The organism is Pseudomonas sp. BIGb0278 (assembly GCF_024809895.1).
GTDB classification, from domain to species: Bacteria; Pseudomonadota; Gammaproteobacteria; order Pseudomonadales; family Pseudomonadaceae; genus Aquipseudomonas; species Aquipseudomonas shirazensis.
Genome location: NZ_JANUEL010000001.1, coordinates 167,402 through 192,308, shown reverse-complemented (window position 1 = coordinate 192,308; position 24,907 = coordinate 167,402). Strand labels below are relative to the sequence as shown.

The following is a 24,907-nucleotide window of genomic DNA, read 5'->3' as shown; positions in this document are numbered from 1 at the left end:
ATGCCCAGGCCGCGTGTGCGCCTCGGTGAATTGACTGTAGGGTTCGTCCAGCCTCTGGCCGAGGCCCTGCAACAGCTGGGGCATGACCCTACGCCGTTGCTCGAGCGTTACGGCCTTACCAGCAGCCGCCTCGCCCAGCCCGGCGCGCGCTTGTCGATACCGCGCTACATGCACCTGGGCCATGCAGCAATCAAGCTCAGCGGCGAGCCAGCGTTGGGCCTGCGCATGGGCAGCCTGAGCCGGCTGGCACAGACAGGTTTGGCCGGAGTCACCGCAGCTCAAGCACCGACGCTCGGCGAAGCTGCCCGCACCTTGCTGCGCTTCGAGCCGCTCTATGCGGCCAACTACCGCGGCAGCTCGGTGTTTGTCGAAGACACGCAAGGCGCCTGGCTGCGCTTCTATTCGATCAGCCCCTACAACGACTACAACCGTTTCGTGGTCGACTCGCTGCTGTCGGGCTGGCTTGCGCAGTTAGGCCAGCTGGCGGGGCAGCCGGTGCAGGCAGAGCGAATGGAGATCGAATTTGCAGCGCCAAGCTACGCAGCGGGCTATCAGGCACTTTGTGCCACGCCGATACACTTCGCGGCCGAAGGTAATCAGCTGCGCCTGAGCCGGGCCACGCTTGAGCAGGCCAACCCGCAGCACTGCCCCAGCACCTGGCAGCAGCTGCTCCAGCTATGTGAAGTGGAGCTCGCCCAGCACACCCGTGTACGCAGCCTTGGCGAGCGCATCACGCATCTGCTCGGGCCGCTGCTTAACGGCGGGCGCGAGCCTGACCTGGAGGAAGTCGCCCGCCATTTGCAATTGCCGACCTGGACCCTGCGCCGCAAGCTTGCCGAAGAAGGCACGCGCTTTCGCAGCCTGCTCAACGACACCCGCCAGGATCTTGCCGAGACCTACATCCGCGACACGGAGCTGGCCTTCGGCGAGATTGCCTATCTGTTGGGGTTTGCTTCAGCAGAAGCCTTTCAACGTGCGTTCAAGCGCTGGACCGGGCTTACGCCGGGGGAGTTCCGGCGTAATCAACGGCGCACCGGTTAGAGCTCGGTGGCGTCGTCTGGTTCGGGGGCGTCCAGTTCATAGGCCTGATATTCGAGCAGCTCTTCCTGATAGTCGTCCATCGCCCTGCTTCCTCTTCACTCATGATGTTGGCTCATGTCGCCACGCTAAAGCGGGCGCATGACGCATTGATGACAAGCTTATGAGTGATAAACGTAGCAGGGGTTCGAAGGATTAGCCTGGCAAGCTGTAACAACAAACTGCAAGGCCGATCGAGGCCTTGCAGAGGCCATTTACATCGAGGCTGGAGCAGCCTCGCTGGCCGGAGCCTCCTGCTGCACCTGGATCGGCGAAGCCTCGTTGGGTGGCGCGATCGGCTGCGAGCTGCGGCTGTCGTCTACCAGCGGCGCGGCAGGTGCCTCGCTGACGGGAGCAACGGCCGCTGGGGCGACTACAGGTGCTTCGGGAGCCGCTGGGGCCGCTGCCGGCGCGACCGCTGCAGCCGGAGCCAATGCAGCCGGCGCTGGCGCTTGCTCCGGCAGGCCCAGATCTGGCGCTGGCTGTTCAGCCTTCGGCGCCTCGACCTTGGCTTCAGCCTTTTTCGCCTTCTTCGGTTTGGGCTTGGGCAGGAAGCTCTCGACCAGCGCGAAGTAGCGCTCATAGAACTGCGGCGCCGTGACGGTTTCGCTGGCCACCTTGACCATCGAATCATCGCTCGAACCGATTGGCATCGACACCGAACCGAGAATCCCTACACCAAGGCTGGCCGAGGTATTGGACTTTTTCAGCGCGTAACGATCCTGCAGGGCGTTTGCGAACATCGTCGAACGCTGGTCATCGCTGCTGTCGGGCGCACAGGTGACGCTGAAGCTGATCTGCAGATGGTTGTCGCTGTTCTGCTGAAAGCTCTTGTTGCCGGCGATCTGGTTGTCGCCCGTGCTGGTGATGATATAGCCCTGGCTGAGCAACGCGCGCCGGGCCGCTTCGCAGGAGCCGGCGTCACTGACCGGGAAGCTGCGCGAGTAGGTGCCCGAGTCATCGAAGTTCTCGTGCTCGTAGACCGCAGGTTTTTTCGAGGAGCAACCGGATACGCCCGCCAGCACAAGGGCCAGCCCGAGCGCACCGAAGACGGATGATCTGGACATCATGAATACCGGATTGGTCGAATGGCGCCTATTGTGCAACACATACCCGCTGACTTAAACCGTTGATCTGTGAAGAGGCTGTCAGCTTTGGCTAAAGCTGGGCTGCCTCAACACGGTGATAGGGGCACTGTGAGCAAGATAGCAAGACGCGATCACCCTGCCGACAGGTGTGTATGCAACCGCTCGATGTGCTCCGGCCCGATCCCGCAGCAACCGCCAACGATGCTGGCGCCAGCGGCCACCCAGCTACTTGCCCACTGCAGATATGCCTGAGGGGTCAGATCATCACGAATCTCGAGCAAGGTACTATTGGCCTTGGCCGCCGCGCTGACTGGAGGAAACGCATTGGCATACACCCCAAGCTCGATGGCCTGACCGAGGCGCTGGATGACCACGCGCGCTTCATGCAATGCCGCAGCCATCACCTCTGGCTGGCTGCAGTTGAACAACACCACGGCCGCGCCCAGCTCCGCCGCCACACGCACGGCCTCAGCCACCGCCTCACCTGAGCGCAAGCGCGGGGCCCCGGCGACCTCGTCCAGCAAGGTAAAGGACAACCACAGTGGCTTCGGCTGCGCACCCAGCGCCTCGGCCACGGCGCGAGCTTCGGCGACAGAGCTTTGTGTTTCCGCCAGCCAGACATCAACCCGCTCGCGCAAGCCAGCAATCAGTTGCCGGTGAATGGCGACACTGCGTGCATGATCGAACAAATCCGGGCGGTAAGATCCCAGCGCCGGCGGCAATGAGCCAGCCACCGTGACTGGCGCGGGAGACTCATCGGCAGCCTCGCGGGCAAGGCGCCCTGCCCTCTCGGCCAACGTCTGAGCATGCTCGGCAAAGCGCTCTTCACCGAGGTGAAACGGCACCACGGCATAGCTGTTGGTGCTGATGATCCTGGCGCCAGCGGCGATGAACGAGCGATGCGCCTGCAGCACGAACTCGGGCGCTTCAATCAATGCCAGCGCCGACCACTCCGGCTGCCTGAACGGTGCGCCGATGCGCTGCAGCTCACGGCCCATGCCGCCATCCAACAAACGAACAGTGGCTGCACTCATTGGTTGGCACTCACGGTCTGTTGAGGCTCGCCCAGCCAACGAGCAATGATGGCAGGGTTAGCCTTGACCCACGCCTTGGCTGCAATTTCAGCCGGCTGCTTTTCCTTTTCGATCTTGAGAATCAGGTCATTGAGCTGCGCAGGTTCGATAGCGACGTTTTGCAGAAACGCGGCAATTTTCGGTGCACGCTTTTGCAGGGCGACCGACGACAACACGTAAACCTTGGCATCCGGGTACGCGCAAGTGATCTGGCTTTTATTGAGCCAGTCAGGGTCAACTGTAGGGCTGATGAACTTCCAGCAGCCGTCAGCCTTGTACAACGGATCCCCCTTCTTGTTGTCCTGGGCATACCCATCGAATGCCGGCTCCTGCAATCGGCGCAGGTCGAAGGCGGAGAATATCCAGTCCGGGGTATAGGCATAGAACACCACGCCTCGCCCTGCTTTGTAAGCTGCCGCCAGCCTGGAATAGGTGACCGCTGCCTCGGTGGAGATCGACTCGAATTTATCGGCAAACTGGTAATCCTTGGCCTTGATCTCACCGATGTAGGTTGACTCCCAGCCCGCTGGCCCGACCAGCAACTGTGCCTTGCCCCCGCCCGGTGGCTGGAAGAGCTCGGCGACTTCCGGCTTCTTCAGGTCATACACGGATTTCACCCCGTATTTGTCCTGCAGATAGCCGGGGATGTAAAAGCCTTGCTCGCCGGTGTACGGTTGTTTGTTCGGAAACAGCGAAGGGTTGGCACCGCTGACATATTTCGCCCAGGCAGCGGATTGGTTGGGCATCCAGATGTCGGTCAGCACGTCTACCGAACCATCGCCTTTCGACGCTGCACTGAGCAGCACCGGGACGTCCCCCGCCAGGTAGGAGACGTCGGCGTCGAGGCGGCTCTGCAGCACTTCACCGAGGATGTACTGAATGGCGACTGCGCCAGTCCAGTTCTGTTCGCCAATGACGATCTTGTCCTTGGCCAACGCCGTGTTCGAACCGATAACGGCGGCCAGTACAGCCAGCGCGCCGAGGCTACGCGATAAAGATGGGTTCACGGTAAGTCTCACTTTCACTGGTAGAGTTGGCCTTGCTTGCGCAGGCTCGATTGAATGATCCGATCAGGGATCAGCGCGCACACGACAATCGCGATACCCGCAAGCACGCCCTCGCCGCCTTTGATGTTGCGCAGCGCAGTCATGACGTCGTAACCCAGGCCGCCGGCGCCGATCAAGGCAGCGACCACCACCATCGACAGGCTCATGACAATGGTTTGATTTATCCCCAGCAGCAGCGAACGCCGAGCCAGCGGCAGCTCCACCTTGCACAGCGTCTGCCAGGGGCTGGCGCCATGGGCGACGGCGGCTTCGAGGGCATCCTTGGGGACTTCCTGAATGCCCAGCGAGGTCAGGCGAATCATCGGCGCCAGCGCAAAAATCACAGTAGCAATCACCGCAGGCGTCTTGCCGACCGAAAAAAACGCCACGGCAGGGATCAGATAGACAAACGTCGGCAAGGTCTGCATGACATCCAGCAACGGTGTCATCAGCCGCCGCAGCAGTGGCCGTTTAGCCAACAAGATCCCGCTGGGGACGCCGATGACCAGGGCAATCAGCACCGAGGAGCCGACCAGCGCGAGCGTGGCAATGGTGTGGTCCCAGAAGCCGAACACGCCGATATACGCCAAGGCGGCGGCGCTGGTGAACGCCAGCCCCCAGCCAGCCGAGCGCCAGGCAAGGTACACCAGCGTCAGTGCCGCAACCGGCCATGGCAACCAGCCCAACAGGTTTTCGACACCCTCGATCACCGTGCGCACGGCCACGATCACACCAACGAATGCACCCTCAAAGGTGACCTGCGACCAACCGATAAAGTCGTCGATCGCTTGTGCGGTTACCAGCAGCAACTGGCGGTTGACCGGAAACTGCAGCAACGCGTGGCTTGGCTCTGGTGCCGCCACACGCCATAGCACCAGCGCCTGGCAGACAACCACCAAGGCCAGCGGCAGTAGCCAGCCAGTACCTTCGCTTGCACCCGCATGACGGCTCAGCCTGACCGCAGTCAGGCGGCTTGCCAGCAGTGCCAGCAGCGCGAGAATGCTCAGCCACCCGGCAGTCGACTGCGCCAGCCCGACCAGCGCGGCTAGCTCGACCCCAAACGTGCCCCAGAAGGCTGCGCCTTTGCCGCGCGCCGCTAACGCGGCTGGCCCCAGCAGCGCTGCTTGCCACCAAGGCAAGGCGGTGCTGCCCGGCTGCGCCCGGCGCTCTGCTGGCAAGGCGGTCTGGGTTGACCTGCTCGCCGCAGCCGGCGGGGTCGAAGCGGGCTGGCAGTCGCGGAAGAAATCCGCCACTTCGCTGTCAGCCGGCTGCTCGAGCAACGTCTGCGGTGCGGCCAATTGCACCAGTCGCCCGCCGCGCATGACTGCTATACGGTCGGCCAGCCGCAACGCCTCAGCAGGATCATGGGTCACCAGCAAGGTGGTGATGCCACGCTCACGGACCAGGCTCATAAAGTGCAGCTGCAGGTCTCGGCGAATAGTGGGGTCCAACGCGCTGAACGGCTCGTCCATCAACAGGATGTCCGGCTCCGACACCAGAGCCCTGGCCAGACCAACCCGCTGTTGCATACCTCCGGAAAGCTCATGCGGATAATGCTCGCCCCAGCCCTCAAGCCCGACCGCTTTGAGCTGCACGGCAGCTGCCGCATGCCGAGCGCCCTCGGCTTCACCGCTCAACTCCAGCGGCAATGCTACATTGTCGAGCACGGTGCGATGGGGCAGGAGACCAAAGTGCTGGAACACCATGCCGATGCGTCGTGACCTGAGTACCCGCAGCGCGCTGTTGCTCAAGCCACTGAGGGCCTGGCCGTCGATGAGCACTTCACCTTGGCTCGGCTTGATCAGACGGTTGATGTGACGCAGCAGGGTCGATTTACCGCTGCCAGAGGTGCCCATCAGGCACAGGACCTCGCCGCGGCGCACCTTGAGACTGACGTCATTGACCGCAGGCAGCGATGGCGTGCCCTTGCCACGCAAGTAGCGCTTGGTCACCGAGCGAAGTTCAAGCACCACGTCGCAGTCGTCCTGCTCGGAAACATTGAGATCAAGCTCTGACTCATACACTGGCGCCAGCGGCGATTGGATGACTGTCACGACGACTCCCGACAGATCAGCTGGGCCAAAACCGGCTCACAGGCTGACGAAAAAAAAGCGGGCGTCAGTGGGACATTGCTTCAGCCCGACGCCTGGACAACGCCTGACTGGACAGCAAGGCGTTGGGGTTGGGTTAAAGCTAAACGATCTTAAAAAAGCAAAATAAATACTTTTTTAGAATTAGCTTAGTCGTGTGCGTCGTAGTCACGAGGAGCGTCGGCATGCTTCAGCACGCAGGCACGCCTGAGCAAGCGTCACACTTCTATCGCTGAGTGGATACCGTCGATGAAGAGGGATAACTGCTGGAAACAAAAAAAGCGACCCGAAGGTCGCTTTCTCTGTGTGCTTCAAGGCGTTCAAGGGGCCTCGAAGCGAAGATGGCGCAGCGGACGGGACTCGAACCCGCGACCCCCGGCGTGACAGGCCGGTATTCTAACCGACTGAACTACCGCTGCGTATCATTCAGGCTTGCGCCTGTTTGAAACTGGGATCTGACCTACAGCAACCTGTGCTGGCGGTTCAGGCACAAAAAAAGCGATAACGTGATCGCTTCTTTTGTGTTGCTTCGAGGCGTTCAAAGGGCCTCGAGGCGAAGATGGCGCAGCGGACGGGACTCGAACCCGCGACCCCCGGCGTGACAGGCCGGTATTCTAACCGACTGAACTACCGCTGCGTATCGTTCAGGCTTGCGCCCGATTGAAACTGGGTCTGGCACAAAGGCTTGGCCTTTGAACCTCAGACCGGTGACAAGCACCCATCTGGAGAAAAGTGGCGCAGCGGACGGGACTCGAACCCGCGACCCCCGGCGTGACAGGCCGGTATTCTAACCGACTGAACTACCGCTGCGCATAGTGGACTTGCGTCCTGTTCCTCTCTACCGATTTGCTTCTTGCGAAGCTGACCAGCCAGGAACATCTCAGAAAGTGGTGGGTGATGACGGGATCGAACCGCCGACCCTCTGCTTGTAAGGCAGATGCTCTCCCGGCTGAGCTAATCACCCATATTCGCTTCAAGTGTTGCCTAGTTTTACCTAGCCTTGCTTGTTACGTTTACTTCGCTGAGGCCGCGAAATTTACGCAGGTACCGATGCTAAGTCAATACCCCCATTGAATTTTTTTTCAAAAAGGGCAAAACGGATCAGGTATAGATCATCTTCCGGCTCATGCCGCCGTCCACTACAAATTCCTGGCCGGTAACGAACCCGGCCTGACGCGACAGTAACCACGCCACCAGCGCCGCGACGTCTTCCACTGTCCCTACCCTGCCGGTCGGATGCTGGGCGTGGTCGGCATCGGTCAACGGCTCAGCCCTGCGCTGGGACGGGTCACGTGCGTCGATCCAGCCCGGGCTCACCGCATTGACGCGAATCTCCGGGCCCAGGCTCATGGCCAGGGCGTGGGTCAGCGCCAGCAGCCCGCCCTTGCTCGCCGCATAAGCCTCGGTATCAGGCTCGGATTGGCGTGCACGGGTCGAGGTCAAGTTGACGATGGCGCCGCCATGGGCACGTAGATACGGCGCACAGTGCTTGGCCAGCAGCATCGGGCCATTCAGATTGACCGCCAGCACCCGGTTCCACTGGCTCAGGCTCAAACTCTCGAGGGTATGGTTGTGCGGGTTGGCGATGGCGGCGTTGCACACCAGCGCATCGAGGCGACCAAATTGGCCAAGCACCTCGGACACCCCGGCACTGACCTGGGCTTCATCGGCAACGTCCATGGTGATGAACCAGGCATTGTCGCCCAGGGCCTTGGCCACCTTGGCACCGCGCGGGCGGTCAAGGTCGCTGAGGACCACTTGCCAGCCCTCACAGATCAGCCAGGCGGCAATGCCCAGGCCGATGCCGCGGGCGGCACCGGTAACCAGGGCGACCCGACCGTTATGATCGGGCTCGCCGCCCTTCCAGTCGATCACAGCGCTGCCAGCCCACGCGCCAGGTCGGCTTGCAGGTCGGCAACGTCTTCCAGGCCAACCGCAATGCGGATCAGGCTGTCGCGGATACCCGCCGCCTCACGCTCCTGCGGCGACAGACGGCCGTGGGAAGTGGTCGCCGGGTGGGTGATGGTGGTCTTGCTGTCACCCAGGTTGGCCGTGATCGAGAGCAAACGGGTGGCATCGATGAAGCGCCAGGCGCCGTCTTTGCCGCCTCTGACCTCAAAGCTCACCACCGCACCGAAGTCACTCATCTGCCGTTTGGCCAGTTCGTGCTGCGGGTGGCTGGCGAGGCCAGCGTAGTGGACTTTCTCTACCCCATCCTGCTGCTCAAGCCACTGCGCCAGCGCCTTGGCACTCTCGCAATGGGCGCGCATACGCAGCTTGAGCGTCTCCAGGCCTTTGAGGAAGACCCAGGCGTTGAACGGGCTGAGGGTAGGCCCTGCGGTACGCAGAAAGCCCACCACTTCCTTCATCTGCTCACTACGCCCGGCCACCGCACCACCCATGCAACGGCCTTGGCCATCGATGAACTTGGTTGCCGAATGCACGACGATGTCGGCACCCAGCTTCAGCGGTTGCTGCAGCGCTGGGGTGCTGAAGCAGTTGTCGACCACCAGCAGCGCACCGCGGGCATGGGCGATCTCGGCCAGCGCGGCAATATCGACAAGCTCGGCCAGCGGGTTGGACGGCGACTCGACGAACAGCAGCTTGGTGTTGGCCTTGATGCCCTGCTCCCAACCGCTGAGCTCGGCCAGTGGCACGTAGTCCACCTCGACGCCAAAGCGCTTGAAGTACTTCTCGAACAGGCTGATGGTCGAGCCGAACACGCTTTGCGAGACCAGCACATGATCACCAGCGCTGCACAGCGCCATCACCGTCGACAGGATCGCCGACATGCCGGTAGAGGTGCCGACTGCCTGTTCGGCGCCTTCCAGGGCCGCCAGACGCTCTTCAAAGGCGCGCACGGTCGGGTTGGTATAGCGCGAATAGACGTTGCCCGGTGTTTCACCGGCAAACCGCGCAGCTGCATCGGCAGCCGTGCGGAACACGTAGCTGGAGGTGAAGAACAGCGCGTCGCTGTGCTCAGCCTCCGGCGTGCGGTATTGACCGGCGCGCACCGCCAGGGTGTCGAAAGCGACACCCTCGAGGTCGCTGTCCAGTCGCCCGGCATCCCATTGATCCGTCATGCCGTCACTCCCAATCAGTTGTTGTAGAGGTCGATGATCGCGCTGACAGCCTGAGTCTTGACCTTCGCCGCATCGTTGCGATTTTGCTCGATACGGTCCAGGTAGGCGTCGTCGATGTCGCCGGTGACGTATTCACCGTCGAACACTGCGCAGTCGAAATGCTCGATCTTGATCTTGCCGCCACCGACCGAATCGATCAGGTCTGGCAAGTCCTGATAGATCAGCCAGTCGGCGCCGATCAACTCGGCCACCTGGTCGGTGGTACGGTTGTGGGCGATCAGTTCGTGGACACTCGGCATGTCGATGCCGTAGACGTTGGGGTAACGCACTGCCGGGGCAGCGGAACAGAAGTAGACGTTTTTCGCGCCGGCCTCGCGGGCCATCTGGATGATCTGCTTGCAGGTGGTACCGCGCACGATCGAGTCGTCGACGAGCATCACGTTCTTGCCGCGGAATTCCAGCTCGATGGCGTTGAGCTTCTGGCGCACCGACTTTTTGCGCGCGGCCTGGCCGGGCATGATGAAGGTACGGCCGATGTAGCGGTTCTTGACGAAGCCTTCGCGGAACTTCACGCCCAGACGGTTGGCCAGCTCCAGCGCCGCGGTACGGCTGGTGTCCGGAATCGGGATAACCACGTCGATGTCATGCTCAGGACGCTCGCGCATGATCTTGTCGGCGAGTTTCTCGCCCATGCGCAGCCGCGCCTTGTACACCGAGACGCCATCCATGATCGAGTCAGGACGCGCCAGGTAGACGTGCTCGAAGATGCACGGCTTGAGCATTGGGTTATGCGCGCACTGCTTGGTGTGCAGCTGGCCTTCCTCGGTGATGTACACCGCTTCGCCCGGTGCCAGGTCACGGATCAGGGTGAAGCCGAGCACGTCGAGGGCGACGCTTTCGGAGGCGATCATGTACTCCACGCCCTCGTCGGTGTGACGCTGGCCGAACACCACCGGGCGAATGCCGTTGGGGTCACGGAAGCCGACGATGCCGTAGCCGGTGATCATCGCTACTACCGCGTAACCACCAACACAGCGGCTGTGCACGTGGGAGACCGCCGCGAAGACGTCTTCTTCGGTAGGCTGCAGCTTGCCGCGCACGGCCAGCTCGTGGGCGAACACGTTGAGCAGCACTTCCGAATCGGAGTTGGTGTTGACGTGGCGCAGATCGGACTCGTAGATCTCCTTGGCCAGCTGCTCGACGTTGGTCAAGTTGCCGTTGTGGGCCAAGGTGATGCCGTACGGCGAGTTGACGTAGAACGGCTGGGCCTCGGCCGAGGTCGAGCTGCCCGCAGTCGGGTAGCGCACGTGGCCAATGCCCATGTGGCCGACCAGACGCTGCATGTGCCGCTGCTGGAATACGTCGCGCACCAGGCCATTGTCCTTGCGCAGGAATAACCGGCCATCATGGCTGGTGACGATACCGGCAGCATCCTGGCCGCGGTGCTGGAGGACCGTAAGCGCATCATACAGCGCCTGATTGACGTTCGACTTACCGACAATACCGGTGATGCCACACATGCGACGCAACCCCTACTTTGATGAAACTTGAGTGAATAGCGCTCAAGGCCGCGATGGCCCCAGCAACTGTTCCTTGAACGGAAGATCAGCAGGTGCGCTGATCCCACTGGACATCCACTGGCTGGTGAAACCCAGGATAAGGTTTTTCGACCAGTCAGCGACCAATAGAAATTGAGGTATCAGGCGCGACTCTTGCCACCATGGGTCCTGTTGTACAGGGCCAAGGCTGAGCAGACCGACTGCCACGACAACCAAAAGGGCTCCACGGGCGGCGCCGAAGGCCATGCCCAGAAAGCGATCGGTGCCGGACAGCCCGGTCACGCGGATCAGCTCGCCTATCAGGAAATTGAGCATCGCCCCGACAATCAGCGTGGCGACAAAAAGAATGGTACAGCCGGCGATGACCCGTGCCGAAGGCGTCTGGATGTAGCTTTCCAGGTACTGCGCCAACGAGCCGCCGAACATCCAGGCAACCGCACCCGCGGTAATCCAGATGACCAGCGACAGGGCTTCCTTGACGAAGCCGCGTGTCAAACTGATCAATGTGGAGACGGCGATAACAGCGATGATCGCCCAATCAACCCAGGTAAATGCCACGGTGCCGCCTGCATACGTTTGAGGCGGCGCATTTTACCAGAGCAACGGGCTGGGAGTAAGCGGAATGTCAGGGTGTTGCTTCACCAGCGCTGGCGACGCTGGCAAAGCGACATTCCGGACTCAGTTGCGCTCGGGCTGGAAGCGGGTGACAAAGCCCTTGAGCTTCTGCTGGCGGTTGATCACATCACGCAGGCGCTCGGCCTCGGCGCGCTCGATCAACGGCCCGACGTAGACCCGGTTCATGCCATCGGCGGAGCGAATGTAGGCGTTGTAACCCTGGCTGCGCAGGGTCTTTTGCAAGTTGTCGGCACCGGCCCGGTTGGACAGACTGGCCAACTGGATCGACCAACTGACCGGCAGACCATTGCTATCGATCTTGGACGCGGCGGCAGGCTTGGTGACGGCGGCGCTGGCGGTGGCTGGCGCGGTGACCGGCGCACGGTTCTCGACCTTCGGCGCAGGCGCTGGCGCAGTTACCGGCGCTGGCGACGGTGCAGCACTGATCGGCTGGCTCGGCGTGGACGGTGGCGCGGTCGACTCATCGACCACCACCGGTGGCTGCTCGACAATCGACTGCTGCTCGGGCACCTGGATCGTCTCGACCTGCACCTGCGGCAAGCTCGGCATAGCCGGGGCCTCGGGCGCATCGACCCGGACCTGGCGCATCTCGTCTTCGCGGGTGAACAGCATCGGCAAGAAGATCACCGCCAGTGCAACCAGCACCAACGCACCGACCATGCGCTGTTTCATTCCCTTATCCAGCACTGCCATTTACTCCGCCCTCAGGAGCCTGCTGCGCAAGCCATTGCAAGGCCTGGGCAACACAGAAAAACGAACCGAACAGCACGATCTGATCATCGCCGGTCGCGTGTGCGCACTGGCCCTGCAAAGCGGCCTCGACGCTGGGGTAAGACTTCACCGACTGACCAAGGTTCGTCAAGGCCTGCGCAAGCTCGCCAGCCGGGCGACTGCGCGGGGTGTCGAGCGGTGCCACGGCCCAGCTGTCGAACAGCCCCTGCAGCGGCGCGAGCACGCCGTCGAGGTCCTTGTCGGCGAGCAGGCCGAACACCGCCAGGCGTTTGCCCAGTGGTGGCCTGGCAGCCAGCCGTCGTGCCAGGTACTCGGCCGCATGCGGGTTGTGGCCGACATCCAGCAGGACCTCGACAGGTGTACCCTGCCAAGTCAGCGAACGCCGGTCGAGGCGACCGGTCATGCGCGTATCCAGCAGTGCCTGACGTACCTGCGCCGCGTCCCACTCCAGCCCCATCAGCAGATAGGCCTGCAACGCGAGCGCGGCGTTTTCCATAGGCAGATCGAGCAACGGCAGGTCATGCAGCTCGACCGCCGCGCCATCCAGGGTCCGCCCCCGCCAGTGCCAGCTATCGGCAGCCAGGCTCAGGTCAAAATCGCGGCTGCGCAGGAACAACGGGCAGTCCAGCTCGCGGGCTTTATCCAGCAACGGCTGCGGCGGCTCGAGATCACCACACAGGGCCGGTTTGCCCGGACGGAAGATGCCCGCCTTCTCGAACGCCACCGACTCTCGCGTGTCGCCCAGGTATTCGACGTGATCGACGCCGATACTGGTGACCAGCGCCAGATCGGCATCGACAAGATTGACGGTATCCAGCCGCCCACCGAGGCCGACTTCAAGCACCACGGCATCCAGCGCCGACCGCTCGAACAGCCAGAACGCCGCCAGGGTGCCCATCTCGAAATAGGTCAAGGAGGTGTCACCGCGTGCAGCCTCGACGGCGACAAACGCCTCGCACAGGCGCTCATCGCTGGCATCGACGCCATCGATGCGCACCCGCTCGTTGTAGCGCAGCAGGTGCGGCGAGCTGTACACGCCAACGCGCAGACCCTGGGCCTTGAGCAACGCTGCGACAAAGGCACAGGTCGAGCCCTTGCCGTTGGTGCCGGTAACCGTCACTACCCGCGGCGCCAGCTTGCCCAGCCCGAGCCGCTGCGCCACCTGCTGCGAACGCTCCAGGCCCATGTCGATGGCTGAAGGGTGCAACTGCTCGAGATAGGCGAGCCATTCGCCGAGGGTGCGCTGACTCATCAGGCGACGGCCGCCACTTCCTGCACCAGGGCCTGGGCAGGCGTTGGCTGACCGGTCATCTGCGCCAGCAGACGGGCCAGACGTGGACGCAGTTCAGGACGGGAGATGATCAGGTCGATGGCACCGTGCTCCAGCAGGAACTCGCTGCGCTGGAAGCCTTCCGGCAGCTTCTCGCGCACGGTCTGCTCGATTACGCGCGGGCCGGCGAAGCCGATCAGCGCCTTGGGCTCGCCAACGATCACGTCGCCGAGCATAGCCAGCGAAGCAGAAACGCCGCCATAAACCGGGTCGGTCAGCACCGAAATGAACGGGATGCCTTCTTCACGCAGACGCGCCAGCACTGCCGAGGTCTTGGCCATCTGCATCAGCGAGATCAGCGCTTCCTGCATGCGCGCACCGCCGGAAGCGGAGAAGCAGATCATCGGGCAGCGATGTTCCAGGGCATAGTTGGCAGCACGCACGAAGCGTTCACCGACCACGGCACCCATCGAGCCCCCCATGAACGAGAATTCGAAGGCGCTGACCACGACCGGCATGCCCATCAGGGTGCCGCTCATGGAGATCAGGGCGTCTTTCTCGCCGGTCTGCTTCTGCGCGCCGACCAGACGGTCCTTGTACTTCTTGCCATCGCGGAACTTGAGGCGGTCGACCGGTTCCAGATCGGCACCCAGCTCGGCACGGCCTTCGGCGTCGAGGAAGATGTCGATGCGCGCACGGGCACCGATACGCATGTGGTGGTTGCACTTGGGGCAGACGTCGAGGGTCTTTTCCAGCTCCGGGCGATACAGCACGTTCTCGCAGGCCGGGCACTTGTGCCAAAGGCCTTCAGGCACCGAGCTTTTCTTCACCTCGGAACGCATGATCGAAGGGATCAGTTTGTCGACTAACCAGTTGCTCATGCTTCGTCTCTCCAGTATTTGACGGACGGGGACCGGTCACGCCGGCCAAGCCCTGCCCTTGAGCTCAATTTTTTCAAATGATTCGCTACCAGCTCGGTTCCGTGGCCCGCGGTAGTGCGGTGCCGGCCGGACGACCGGGCCGTGTTCAATCTGTTCGGCTGCGCCACAGCGCGCGCCGGGCAGCACCAGGCTGCGAAAGCTATGGACGATGGCGCGCGGCCAGCCGTCACATCTGCACTCATGCCTGGCGCACTGCGCGCATGAACGCTTCGATCCTGGCCGCGTCCTTGATGCCCTTGGCCTGCTCGACGCCGCCGCTGACATCCACCGCATACGGCTGCACCTGGGCGATCGCCTGGGCGACGTTGTCTGCGCTCAGGCCGCCGGCAAGGATGATCGGCTTGCTTAACTGCGCCGGCACCAACGACCAGTCGAACGCCTCGCCGGTGCCACCAGGCACGCCGGTGACGAACGTATCCAGCAGAATTCCGCTGGCACCCGCGTAGTGCTGGCAAGCCGCCTCCAGATCATCCCCCGGGCGCACCCTCAGGGCCTTGATGTATGGCCGGTTGAAGCCCACACAGTCGCTCGGGGTTTCGTCGCCGTGGAACTGTAGCAGGTCCAACGGCACCGCCTCGAGGATCTCGTTGAGTTCGCAGCGTGAGGCATTGACGAACAAACCGACCGTGGTCACGAACGGCGGCAGCGCGGCGATGATCGCCCGCGCCTGGTGCACGTCGACCGCACGCGGGCTCTTGGCGTAGAACACCAGACCAATGGCATCGGCGCCTGCGTCGGCGGCAGCCAGGGCATCCTCGATGCGGGTAATCCCGCAGATTTTGCTGCGCACGTTGCTCATGGACGGCGAACCCTCGGTAATCGATAGGGGGCGGATGGTAGCAAACGCTGGATGCCGCGTCAGTCCGCCAAGGTATCGAAACCGCTGAGAAAGTGTGGGCCGATGTAACGCTGAGGCAGCACGAATGGCTCGGGATATTCGACCTGGACCAGGTACAGCCCATACGGATGCGCGGTAACTCCGGCTTCGCGCCGGTCGCGGCTTTCCAGCACTTCACGGGCCCAGGCCACTGGCCGCTCACCGCTGCCGATGCTCATCAACACACCAGCGATGTTACGCACCATGTGGTGCAGAAAGGCGCTGGCGCGGATGTCGAGCACGATCATCTGGCCGTGCCGGGTCACGCGCAGGTGGTACATCTCCTTGACCGGCGACTTGGCCTGACACTGGCTGGCGCGAAAGGCGCTGAAGTCGTGGGTACCGAGCAGGCATCGAGCGGCCTCGGCCATGCGCTCGACGTCGAGTGGGCGGTGGTTCCAGGTGACTTCCTCGGCCAGGTGCGCAGGGCGGATCGGATCGTTGTAGATGACGTAGCGATAACGCCGGGCGTTGGCTTTGAAGCGGGCATGAAAATCCGCCGGCATGACCGTCGCCCAGGTCACGCTGATGTCGTGGGGCAGATTGAAATTGGTACCCATGGTCCAGGCACGCTCGTCGCGCAACGCATTGGTATCGAAATGCACAACTTGACCACTGGCATGCACACCGGCATCGGTGCGCCCGGCGCAAGACACGGTAATGGGTGCATTGGCCACCTTCGACAGGGCCTGCTCAAGCGCCTGCTGAACACTCGGTACGCCACTGGTCTGGCGCTGCCAGCCACGGTAGCGGGCGCCCTTGTATTCCACGCCCAGGGCAATCCGGGAGAAGCCTTCGGCCGCCGATTCGGCCCGGTCGATGTCGATGATGTCCAAGTAACTGAAACCTGTGGATGGAACAAAAGGCGCCAGTATAACGACAACGGCAGCCGATAGGGCTGCCGTTGCCGGGCAGGCACCATGTCGGCCCTGCCCCGTTCTGCTGAACTGGCTGACTAGACCAGACGCGAGAGCATGTCCTCAGCTTCGCTGCGCTGGGTGTCGTCGCCGTCCTTGACCACTTCATCAAGGATGTCCCGCGCCCCTTGATGGTCACCCATGTCGATGTAGGCACGCGCCAGGTCAAGCTTGGTCGCGACCTCATCGGCGCCGGAGAAGAAGTCGAAGTCCAAATCGTCCAGCGGCTCCAGCTCCTGCTCGGCATCGGCGGCCGTGAACTGCGGCGGGAGCGGCGGGGTTTCCAGGCTCTGCGACAGCTTGTCGAGTTCGGCGTTGACGTCGTCCAGCTCGGAGGCGAAGTTCTGCGCTGCCGGCGAGTCGTCGTCCAGCGACAGCGACAGATCGAAGTCGTCTGGCAGCTCCAGCTCGGAGATCGGATCGAACTCGGGGATTTCGTCGAATGCGGCCAGTTCCGCCGCGACATCTACCGGTGGCTCTGCTGCCGGCGGCTCGACTGCTACGTCGCCGACGTCAAGGTCGAAGTCAGCCAGGTCATCAACGGCCTGCGGCTCGGCCTGGGCCTGGGCCTGGGCTTGTGCCAGCAGCGCTTCGAAATCATCGTCCGCGTCGGTAGCGGCAGCGACAGGTTCAACCGGCTCGCTCAGCTCGGTTTGCGGATTATCGTCCAGCGTTACCGTGAGGTCGTCCTGGGGCTGCGCCTGCAGTGGCTCATCCAGCAACAGGTCATCGTCCAGGCTGAGGTCGAAGGCAGTGTCCAGATCGTCTTCGGCAACCGGTTCGATATCGGCCAGTGCGGCCGGCTCGGGCTCAGGCTCTGCTGCAGGTGCGGGCTCGGTGATTACCGGCTCGGGCTCGAAAGACAGATCGTCAAGCACCGGCTCCGGCTCGACAGCGGCCGGGATGTCCTGTTCGTCCTGCAGCAGCTCCTGTACGTACTGCTCGTCCAGCTCAGCGGCCAGCGCCGCAGCACCGAGGCCGGCAGCTGCCAGTGCAACCATGGCCGGGAAGCGCTCGCGCAGCGATTCGACTTCGGCTTGATTGGCTGGGTTGGCGGGCAACTGGCGTTCCTGCTCGACAAAGGCGTTTTGGTCGCCCTGGCGCGCGTAGACTTCCATCAGTTTGAGGCGCAGATCGCTGCGTTCCGGCTCGGCAGCAACCGCTGGTTCGAGCAGGTCGGCGGCGTGATTCAGGCGACCACGAGCCAGGCTCAGGTCGACTTCCGCGAGCAGTGGATCAGGAGTATCGGCTTGAGCTGCGGGCTCAGCCTCCACCACTGGCACCACCGGAGCAACCGGCACCGCCGGTTTCTCGGCCGCTGTCGCCGCTGCTGCCGACGCTGCTACTACCGCTGGTGCAAGGGTCACGCTCGGCGCCGACATGTCCAGACCGTCGAAGCTGCCAGGTGGCAGATCCAGATCAGGGTTGCGCTCGCCCTCCTCCGACAAGGCACGGGCCATGCGCAGGTGTTTTTCGGCCTCTTGGTCGGCTTTACGCTTACGCGCCAGCAAGAGCAGGAGCAACAGCAGCACGAGCAGCGCGGAACCGGCGATCAGCGCCAGCAACAGCGGGTTGCCGAGCAACTGGTCCAGAGCGCTCTGCTCCGGCTTGACCTCGTCTGCAGGAGCGACTTGCGGCGCAGTATCCACAGCAGCTGGCGCAGGTGTAACCACCGGCTCGGCCGGGGCCAGTTGCGCATCGACAGCAGGTACAGCAGGCTGAGCAGGCGTCTCTGCACCAGGCAGCGCAGCTGCAGCGGCCGGGTCTGGCTCGGCCGCGCCTTGGGCTTCAAGGCGGGCCAGCTGGTCGTTCTTCATCTGGATCAGACGCTGCAGCTTGTCCAGCTGGCTCTGCAGGTCGGTCATGCGGCTTTTCAGTTCGTCGTTGTCACGACGGCTGGTGTCCAGGCTTTCCTGGGCCACGGCCAGCTTGTCACTGACCGCCTTGGCATCGTTCCTGGCGGTCTTGCCGCCAGGGGTCACCAGGCGCAGGTTGTCGCCTTGAGCGATCTGCGCAGGCGTGGCTTCAGCGGCACCGCGGCGAGTGGCATCGAGCTGGCGGGCGCGCGGCCCGAGCCTGCGCCCTTCACGCCATGCGGCATATTGCTCGGCCACATCGCGATTGGCCTCACCCTGCGGGATGCTCTGGATCTGTTGCTGATCAGGCAGTCGCAGCACCTGACCGACCTTGAGCTGGTTGATGTTGTTGCCGATGAACGCGTCCGGGTTGAGCGCCTGGATCGCCAGCATGGTCTGCTGCACCGAGCCACCCTGGCTGTTGCGCGCAGCAATCTGCCAAAGCGTGTCGCGGCGCTTGGTGGTGTAGTTGGCGGCACCACTCACGGCCGGGTTTATATTGGCTGCAGCAGGCTGCGCGCCTTGGGCCTGGGCCTGGTCGAGGAGAACGCTGTAGTCACGCAGCAATCGCCCCTGCGGCCACATTACCTGCACCAGGAACTTGACCACCGGCTCCGGCAACGGCCGACTGGAAGTAACCCGCAACACGCTCTTGCCGTTGGGGCTGAGCACCGTGGTGAAGGTCAGGTCCTCGACGTAGGACGGATAGGCCACCCCGGCCTTGGCGAACTCTTCGCGCGAAGCGAGGCTAGGTGCCACCTCGGCAGCGGTGAGGTCGCGAACGTCGAGCAGTTCGATCTCAGCGTCCAGCGGTTGGTTTTGCGCCGACTTCAGTGTCAGCTCACCCAACCCCAGAGCATTGGCCATGCCAGACGACAGCGCCGAAGCTGCCGCCATGGCCAGAACCAGTTTGCGAATTCGAAGCATGACCTCTTCCCTTGTATGAATCGTCCCGAAACCTGCATGCGGTGCAGGACAAAAGTGCTCAGCAGTATCTTTTACAGCCTGTGTTTAAGCAACAATTGGCCGACCTGCACGGCGTTGAGTGCCGCACCCTTGCGCAGGTTGTCGGTGGTCAGCCAAAGGTTGAGCTGCTCTGGCTCATCAATTCCGTGCCGTACACGACCAACATAGACCACGTCTTGGCCGACTGCGTCACCCACCGGTGTCGGATAATCATCCGCTTCGACCAATTCGATGCTCGCCGCCGCCTCCAGCGCCTGGTTCACCGCACCCAGATCCACCGGGCGCCGGCTTTGCACGGCCACACTCAAGCTATCGCCGAAAAACACCGGGACTTGAACGCAGCTCACAGAAATCTTCAGCGCTGGCATATCCAGCAGCGCCCGCAGCTCATTGACCAGGCGCCGCTCTACCGCGCTGTGGCCGTGCGCATCAACGGCGCCGACCTGGGCCAACACGTTGAACGCGATCTGCCGATCGAAGAAGCGCGGCTCCAATGGCCGCGCATTGAGCAGCTCGGCGGTCTGCCGGGCCAGCTCACCCACCGCTTCCTTGCCCTGGGCCGACACCGCCAGGCTGGCCATGACCTGCACCCGCTCGATATCGAGCAGGCCCTTGAGCGGCGCCAACGCCACCGCCAGGGCCACGGCACTGGCACTTGGGCTGGTGATCAGCGCGGGCAGGCTCAAGCCGGCCACCTGCTCGGGATTGGCTTCTGGTACCAGGGCAACGGCGTGCTCAAGCTCGCCGGACAGGTCGATCACGCTGCAACCGGCGGCATGGGCCTTGCTGGCGAAGCTGCGGCTGACCGCCGGGCCCGCAGCAAAGAAGGCCAGCTTGACCAGGCTGAAGTCGAAGCTATCGACCTCACGCACGCGCACCTTTTTGCCGGCGAACATCACACTGCTGCCAGCCGATTCCATGCTGGCCAGCAGATGCAGGGTGCCCACCGGGAATTCGAGCTCTTCGAGGATCTGCACGAGGGTTTCACCGACACTGCCGGTGGCGCCGATCACGGCGATATCTAGGGGTTGGCTCATGGGGAGTCCTCTGCTGAAACGGCGGGAGCGGCACTTTACTTGGATTCTCAGCCTGGGGGTACCTTGGCCGCGCCATCTACCGCCCATAAAAAAACCCGCGCTGGGCAACAGCGCGGGTTTTTCTTCAGTGCAAACGCAATCAGCGCTCCAGCAGAATCCGCAGCATGCGGCGCAGCGGCTCGGCAGCACCCCACAGCAGCTGGTCACCGACGGTGAACGCGCCCAGGTACTGGCTGCCCATGTTCAGCTTGCGCAGACGACCAACCGGCACGTTGAGGGTACCGGTGACGTTGGTCGGGCTCAGCTCCTGCATGCTGATTTCACGCTGGTTCGGCACCAGTTTCACCCATGGGTTGTGCTGGCTGATCATGCCTTCGATATCGGCCAGCGGCACATCCTTATTGAGCTTGATGGTCAGCGCCTGGCTGTGGCAACGCATGGCACCGATGCGCACGCAGATGCCGTCGACCGGGATCGGGCTCTTGAAGCGGCCGAGGATCTTGTTGGTCTCGGCCTGGGCCTTCCATTCCTCACGGCTCTGGCCGTTGGGCAGCTCCTTGTCGATCCAGGGGATCAGGCTACCGGCCAGCGGCACACCGAAGTTCTCGGTAGGGAAGGCTTCGCTGCGCATGGCCTCGGCAACCTTGCGGTCGATGTCGAGGATGGCGCTGGCCGGGTTGGCCAGGTCTTCGCTGACGGCGGCGTTGATGCCGCCCATCTGCTTGATCAGCTCGCGCATGTTCTGCGCGCCAGCGCCGGAAGCGGCCTGGTAGGTCATGGCGCTCATCCACTCGACCAGACCCGCTTCGAACAGGCCACCCAGGCCCATCAGCATCAGGCTGACGGTGCAGTTGCCGCCGATGTAGTTCTTGGTACCGGCATCGAGCTGCTGGTCGATCACCTTGCGGTTGACCGGATCGAGGACGATCACCGCGTCATCTTGCATACGCAGCGACGATGCAGCGTCAATCCAGTAACCCTGCCAGCCGGCTTCGCGCAGCTTGGGGAACACCTCGTTGGTGTAGTCGCCGCCCTGGCAAGTCAGAATGACGTCGAGGGTCTTCAGCTCTTCAATGCTGTAGGCGTCCTTCAGCGGAGCAATATCCTTGCCCACGTTCGGACCTTGGCCACCGACATTGGAGGTGGTGAAGAACACCGGCTCGATCAGGTCGAAGTCCTGCTCTTCCAGCATGCGCTGCATGAGCACGGAACCGACCATTCCACGCCAACCGATCAGACCTACACGTTTCATCGCAACTACACCTTTGCTAAAAAGTGGGCCGCCACCGAGAGATATTGGCAGCGGGCCAGAGAGATTACAGATTCCGCAGCGCCGCGACTACTGCATCGCCCATTTCCTTGGTGCCAACCTTGTTGCAGCCTGTCGACCAGATATCACCCGTGCGCAGGCCTTGATCGAGCACCTGGCTGACCGCCTGCTCGATTGCCTCGGCAGCAGCGTGCTGATTGAAGCTGTAACGCAGCATCATCGACACCGACAGGATGGTCGCCAACGGGTTGGCTACGCCCTGGCCGGCGATGTCTGGCGCCGAGCCGTGGCATGGCTCGTACATGCCTTTGTTGTTGGCATCCAGCGAGGCCGAAGGCAGCATGCCGATGGAACCGGTGAGCATGGACGCTTCATCCGAAAGAATGTCGCCGAACATGTTGTCGGTAACCATTACATCGAACTGCTTGGGTGCCCGCACCAGCTGCATGGCGGCGTTGTCGACGTACATGTGGCTGAGTTCGACGTCTGGGTAATCCTTGGCAACCTCTTCAACCACTTCACGCCACAGCTGGCTGGACGCAAGTACGTTGGCCTTGTCGACCGAGCACAGCTTCTTGCCGCGCACGCGGGCCATGTCGAAGCCGACCCGGGCAATCCGGCGCACTTCGCTTTCGCTGTATGGCAGGGTGTCGTAGGCCTGACGCTCGCCGCCTTCCAGCTCGCGCTGGCCACGCGGGGCGCCGAAGTAGATGCCGCCGGTGAGTTCACGGACGATGAGGATGTCCAGGCCCGAAACGATTTCCGGCTTCAGCGAAGAGGCGTCGGCCAGTTGCGGGTAGAGAATCGCAGGACGCAGGTTGGCGAACAGGCCCAGTTGCGCACGAATCTTCAGCAGGCCGCGCTCTGGACGAATGTCCCGCTCGATCTTGTCCCACTTCGGCCCGCCGACCGCGCCCAACAGCACCGCATCAGCGTTGCGCGCACGCTCAAGGGTGGCATCCGCCAATGGCACGCCATGGGCGTCGATGGCAGCGCCACCGATCAGATCGTGCTCCAGGGCGAAACCGAGCTGGAACTTGTCGTTGGCCAGCTCCAGTACCTTGACCGCTTCGGCCATGATTTCCGGGCCGATACCGTCACCTGGGAGAATCAGAATCTGCTTGCTCATGCTTTTCTCTATCCGTTCAAACGGCGCCGCCGCCATGGCCGCGCCGAACAAAAATTAATGCCCGACCTGCGCGCTGCTTCAGGCTTCGCGGAACAGCCATGGCTGGCTGGCGCGGTGCCTGGCTTCGAACGCCTGGATCGACTCGCTATCCTGCAAGGTCAAGCCAATGTCGTCGAGACCATTGAGCAGGCAATGCTTGCGGAAGGCGTCGATCTCGAAGTGCAGCACCTTGCCGTCAGGACGGGTAACGGCCTGCGCCTGCAGGTCGACGGTCAGCTGATAGCCTGGAATGGCTTCGACCTGCTTGAACAACTCGTCGACTTCTTCGTCGCTGAGGATGATCGGCAACAAGCCGTTCTTGAAGCTGTTGTTGAAGAAGATATCAGCAAAGCTTGGCGCGATGACGCTGCGAAAGCCATATTCGTCGAGGGCCCACGGGGCGTGCTCACGGCTCGAGCCGCAACCGAAGTTTTCCCGGGCGAGCAACACACTGGCACCTTGGTAACGTTCGTGGTTGAGCACGAAGTCCATGTTCAACGGGCGCTTACTGTTGTCCTGATATGGCTGGCCAACGTCCAGGTAGCGCCATTCATCGAACAGGTTCGGGCCGAAGCCGGTGCGCTTGATCGACTTGAGAAACTGCTTGGGGATGATCTGGTCGGTATCGACGTTGGCGCGATCCAATGGCGCAACCAGGCCGGTGTGCTGGGTAAAGGCTTTCATGCTGCGCTCCCTTGAATCAACTCGCGGACATCGATGAAGTGGCCGGTCACCGCGGCAGCGGCGGCCATTGCCGGGCTGACCAGGTGGGTACGACCACCGGCGCCCTGCCGACCTTCGAAGTTACGGTTGGAGGTCGACGCGCAATGCTCGCCGCTTTCCAGCCGATCCGGGTTCATCGCCAGGCACATCGAGCAGCCCGGTTCACGCCATTCGAAGCCGGCTTCGATGAAGATCTTGTCCAGCCCTTCCTTCTCGGCCTGAGCCTTGACCAGGCCCGAGCCCGGTACCACCATCGCCTGCTTGACGGTAGCGGCGACCTTGCGGCCCTTGGCGACTTCGGCGGCAGCGCGCAGGTCTTCGATGCGCGAGTTGGTGCACGAGCCGATGAACACCCGATCGAGACGAATATCGGTGATCGCCTGGTTGGCACTCAGGCCCATGTACTTGAGCGCGCGCTCGATCGAGCCACGTTTGACCAGATCCGGCTCGGCAGCTGGATCCGGTACACGCTGATCAACGGCCAGGACCATCTCCGGCGAGGTGCCCCAGCTGACCTGTGGCTTGATCTGTGCGGCGTCGAGCTCGACCACGGTATCGAATACCGCATCGGTGTCGGACACCAGCCCTCGCCAGGCGGCAACCGCTTGCGGCCACTGGCTGACAGTCGGCGCGTAGGGGCGGCCTTCGACGTAATCGATGGTGGTCTGGTCGACAGCGACCAGGCCAACTCGGGCGCCGGCCTCGATGGACATGTTGCAGATGGTCATGCGGCCTTCCATCGACAAGTCGCGGATGGCGCTGCCAGCAAATTCCATGGCATGGCCGTTACCGCCGGCGGTGCCGATCTTGCCGATCACGGCAAGGACGATGTCCTTGGCGGTCACGCCTTCGCCCAGCTGGCCCTCGACACGGACCAGCATGTTCTTCATTTTTTTTGCGACCAGGCACTGGGTGGCGAGCACGTGCTCGACCTCGGAAGTACCGATGCCGTGGGCCAGTGCGCCGAAAGCGCCGTGAGTCGAGGTGTGCGAGTCGCCACAGACCACGGTCATGCCCGGCAAGGTGGCGCCCTGCTCTGGACTGATGACGTGAACGATGCCCTGGCGAATGTCGTTCATCTTGAATTCGACGATGCCGTATTCGTCACAGTTTTCATCGAGGGTCTGCACTTGCAAACGCGACACCTGGTCAGCGATGGCCTCGATGCCGCCTTTGCGCTCAGGGGTAGTCGGCACGTTGTGGTCGGGCGTAGCGATGTTGGCGTCGATCCGCCACGGCTGCCGCTTGGCCAGACGCAGGCCTTCGAATGCCTGGGGCGACGTCACTTCGTGAATGATGTGGCGATCGATGTAGATCAACGACGAACCATCGTCGCGTCGCTTGACCTCATGCGCATCCCAGAGCTTGTCGTAAAGCGTTTTGCCGGCCATCAGACTGTTCCTCATCAGCGTCTTTCTATGCCAATAACCCCTTGGCTTGTACGGACGATGCTATGGGTTTAGATTGAATAACTCAAATTGATAATTTTTATGCTTTG

General features: G+C 62.6%; 20 protein-coding genes and 4 tRNA genes. 1 reads left to right on the top strand and 23 read right to left on the bottom strand.

Annotated elements, in window-relative coordinates; all coding sequences use genetic code 11:
* Positions 1-1,041: an AraC family transcriptional regulator gene (locus M2396_RS00920; protein WP_150570213.1), complete on the top strand. Its 1,041-nt coding sequence runs from the start codon at positions 1-3 to the stop codon at positions 1,039-1,041.
* Between the two features lie 251 nt (positions 1,042-1,292).
* Here the strand turns inward: M2396_RS00920 and M2396_RS00915 are convergent, their stop codons facing one another.
* The 23 genes from M2396_RS00915 to leuC all read right to left on the bottom strand — a co-directional run bounded on the left by M2396_RS00915 (position 1,293) and on the right by leuC (position 24,800).
* Positions 1,293-2,144 carry a DUF2242 domain-containing protein gene (locus M2396_RS00915; protein WP_150570212.1) on the bottom strand — a complete coding sequence of 284 codons (852 nt, stop codon included), beginning with the start codon at positions 2,142-2,144 and terminating at the stop codon, positions 1,293-1,295.
* Positions 2,145-2,296: 152 nt separating this feature from the next.
* The gene (locus M2396_RS00910) at positions 2,297-3,199 is read right to left on the bottom strand and encodes a homocysteine S-methyltransferase family protein (RefSeq protein ID WP_259072386.1); all 903 of its coding nucleotides are present in this window, start codon (positions 3,197-3,199) and stop codon (positions 2,297-2,299) included.
* Complete coding sequence (locus M2396_RS00905; RefSeq protein WP_150570236.1) at positions 3,196-4,257, bottom strand: glycine betaine ABC transporter substrate-binding protein; 1,062 nt, start codon at positions 4,255-4,257, stop codon at positions 3,196-3,198. Before M2396_RS00905 ends, M2396_RS00910 begins: the two co-directional genes overlap by 4 nt.
* Positions 4,258-4,259: 2 nt before the next feature.
* Positions 4,260-6,317: an ATP-binding cassette domain-containing protein gene (locus M2396_RS00900; protein ID WP_409035085.1), complete on the bottom strand. Its 2,058-nt coding sequence runs from the start codon at positions 6,315-6,317 to the stop codon at positions 4,260-4,262.
* 399 nt (positions 6,318-6,716) lie between these two features.
* Positions 6,717-6,793 (bottom strand) — tRNA-Asp (locus M2396_RS00895).
* Positions 6,794-6,934: 141 nt separating this feature from the next.
* Positions 6,935-7,011 (bottom strand) — tRNA-Asp (locus M2396_RS00890).
* A gap of 96 nt (positions 7,012-7,107) precedes the next feature.
* A tRNA-Asp gene (locus M2396_RS00885) sits at positions 7,108-7,184 on the bottom strand.
* Positions 7,185-7,262: 78 nt separating this feature from the next.
* Positions 7,263-7,338: transfer RNA gene (locus M2396_RS00880), tRNA-Val, on the bottom strand.
* Between the two features lie 137 nt (positions 7,339-7,475).
* Positions 7,476-8,249 (bottom strand): SDR family oxidoreductase, encoded by a 774-nt coding sequence (locus M2396_RS00875; RefSeq protein WP_101321401.1) that lies wholly within the window; start codon positions 8,247-8,249, stop codon positions 7,476-7,478.
* Positions 8,246-9,457 (bottom strand): O-succinylhomoserine sulfhydrylase, encoded by a 1,212-nt coding sequence (locus M2396_RS00870; protein WP_101321403.1) that lies wholly within the window; start codon positions 9,455-9,457, stop codon positions 8,246-8,248. Before M2396_RS00870 ends, M2396_RS00875 begins: the two co-directional genes overlap by 4 nt.
* A 14-nt stretch (positions 9,458-9,471) precedes the next feature.
* Complete coding sequence (purF, locus tag M2396_RS00865; RefSeq protein ID WP_101321405.1) at positions 9,472-10,977, bottom strand: amidophosphoribosyltransferase; 1,506 nt, start codon at positions 10,975-10,977, stop codon at positions 9,472-9,474.
* A gap of 42 nt (positions 10,978-11,019) precedes the next feature.
* Positions 11,020-11,574 (bottom strand): CvpA family protein, encoded by a 555-nt coding sequence (locus M2396_RS00860; RefSeq protein WP_101321407.1) that lies wholly within the window; start codon positions 11,572-11,574, stop codon positions 11,020-11,022.
* Positions 11,575-11,694: 120 nt separating this feature from the next.
* A complete protein-coding gene (locus M2396_RS00855) occupies positions 11,695-12,345 on the bottom strand; it encodes an SPOR domain-containing protein (RefSeq protein WP_259072382.1) in 651 nt (216 codons plus the stop codon).
* Entirely contained in the window at positions 12,329-13,636 is a 1,308-nt protein-coding gene (folC, locus tag M2396_RS00850; protein WP_150570207.1) for a bifunctional tetrahydrofolate synthase/dihydrofolate synthase, read from the bottom strand. The genes M2396_RS00855 and folC overlap by 17 nt, the downstream gene beginning before the upstream one ends.
* A complete protein-coding gene (gene accD, locus M2396_RS00845) occupies positions 13,636-14,535 on the bottom strand; it encodes an acetyl-CoA carboxylase, carboxyltransferase subunit beta (RefSeq protein ID WP_101321413.1) in 900 nt (299 codons plus the stop codon). Before accD ends, folC begins: the two co-directional genes overlap by 1 nt.
* A gap of 238 nt (positions 14,536-14,773) precedes the next feature.
* A complete protein-coding gene (locus M2396_RS00840; RefSeq protein WP_259072379.1) occupies positions 14,774-15,394 on the bottom strand; it encodes a phosphoribosylanthranilate isomerase in 621 nt (206 codons plus the stop codon).
* A gap of 59 nt (positions 15,395-15,453) precedes the next feature.
* Positions 15,454-16,308, bottom strand: a complete 855-nt coding sequence (gene truA / locus M2396_RS00835; RefSeq protein ID WP_101321417.1) for a tRNA pseudouridine(38-40) synthase TruA — start codon at positions 16,306-16,308, stop codon at positions 15,454-15,456.
* Between the two features lie 119 nt (positions 16,309-16,427).
* Positions 16,428-19,172: a FimV/HubP family polar landmark protein gene (locus M2396_RS00830; RefSeq protein ID WP_259072375.1), complete on the bottom strand. Its 2,745-nt coding sequence runs from the start codon at positions 19,170-19,172 to the stop codon at positions 16,428-16,430.
* Between the two features lie 71 nt (positions 19,173-19,243).
* On the bottom strand, positions 19,244-20,248 hold the full coding sequence (locus tag M2396_RS00825) for an aspartate-semialdehyde dehydrogenase (RefSeq protein ID WP_259072372.1): 1,005 nt from the start codon (positions 20,246-20,248) through the stop codon (positions 19,244-19,246).
* 139 nt (positions 20,249-20,387) lie between these two features.
* A complete protein-coding gene (gene asd / locus M2396_RS00820) occupies positions 20,388-21,500 on the bottom strand; it encodes an aspartate-semialdehyde dehydrogenase (protein WP_101321423.1) in 1,113 nt (370 codons plus the stop codon).
* Positions 21,501-21,564: 64 nt separating this feature from the next.
* Complete coding sequence (leuB, locus tag M2396_RS00815) at positions 21,565-22,647, bottom strand: 3-isopropylmalate dehydrogenase (RefSeq protein WP_150572950.1); 1,083 nt, start codon at positions 22,645-22,647, stop codon at positions 21,565-21,567.
* A gap of 78 nt (positions 22,648-22,725) precedes the next feature.
* Entirely contained in the window at positions 22,726-23,370 is a 645-nt protein-coding gene (gene leuD, locus M2396_RS00810) for a 3-isopropylmalate dehydratase small subunit (RefSeq protein WP_101321427.1), read from the bottom strand.
* Positions 23,367-24,800 carry a 3-isopropylmalate dehydratase large subunit gene (gene leuC, locus M2396_RS00805; RefSeq protein ID WP_101321429.1) on the bottom strand — a complete coding sequence of 478 codons (1,434 nt, stop codon included), beginning with the start codon at positions 24,798-24,800 and terminating at the stop codon, positions 23,367-23,369. The genes leuD and leuC overlap by 4 nt, the downstream gene beginning before the upstream one ends.
* Positions 24,801-24,907: the final 107 nt, after the last annotated feature.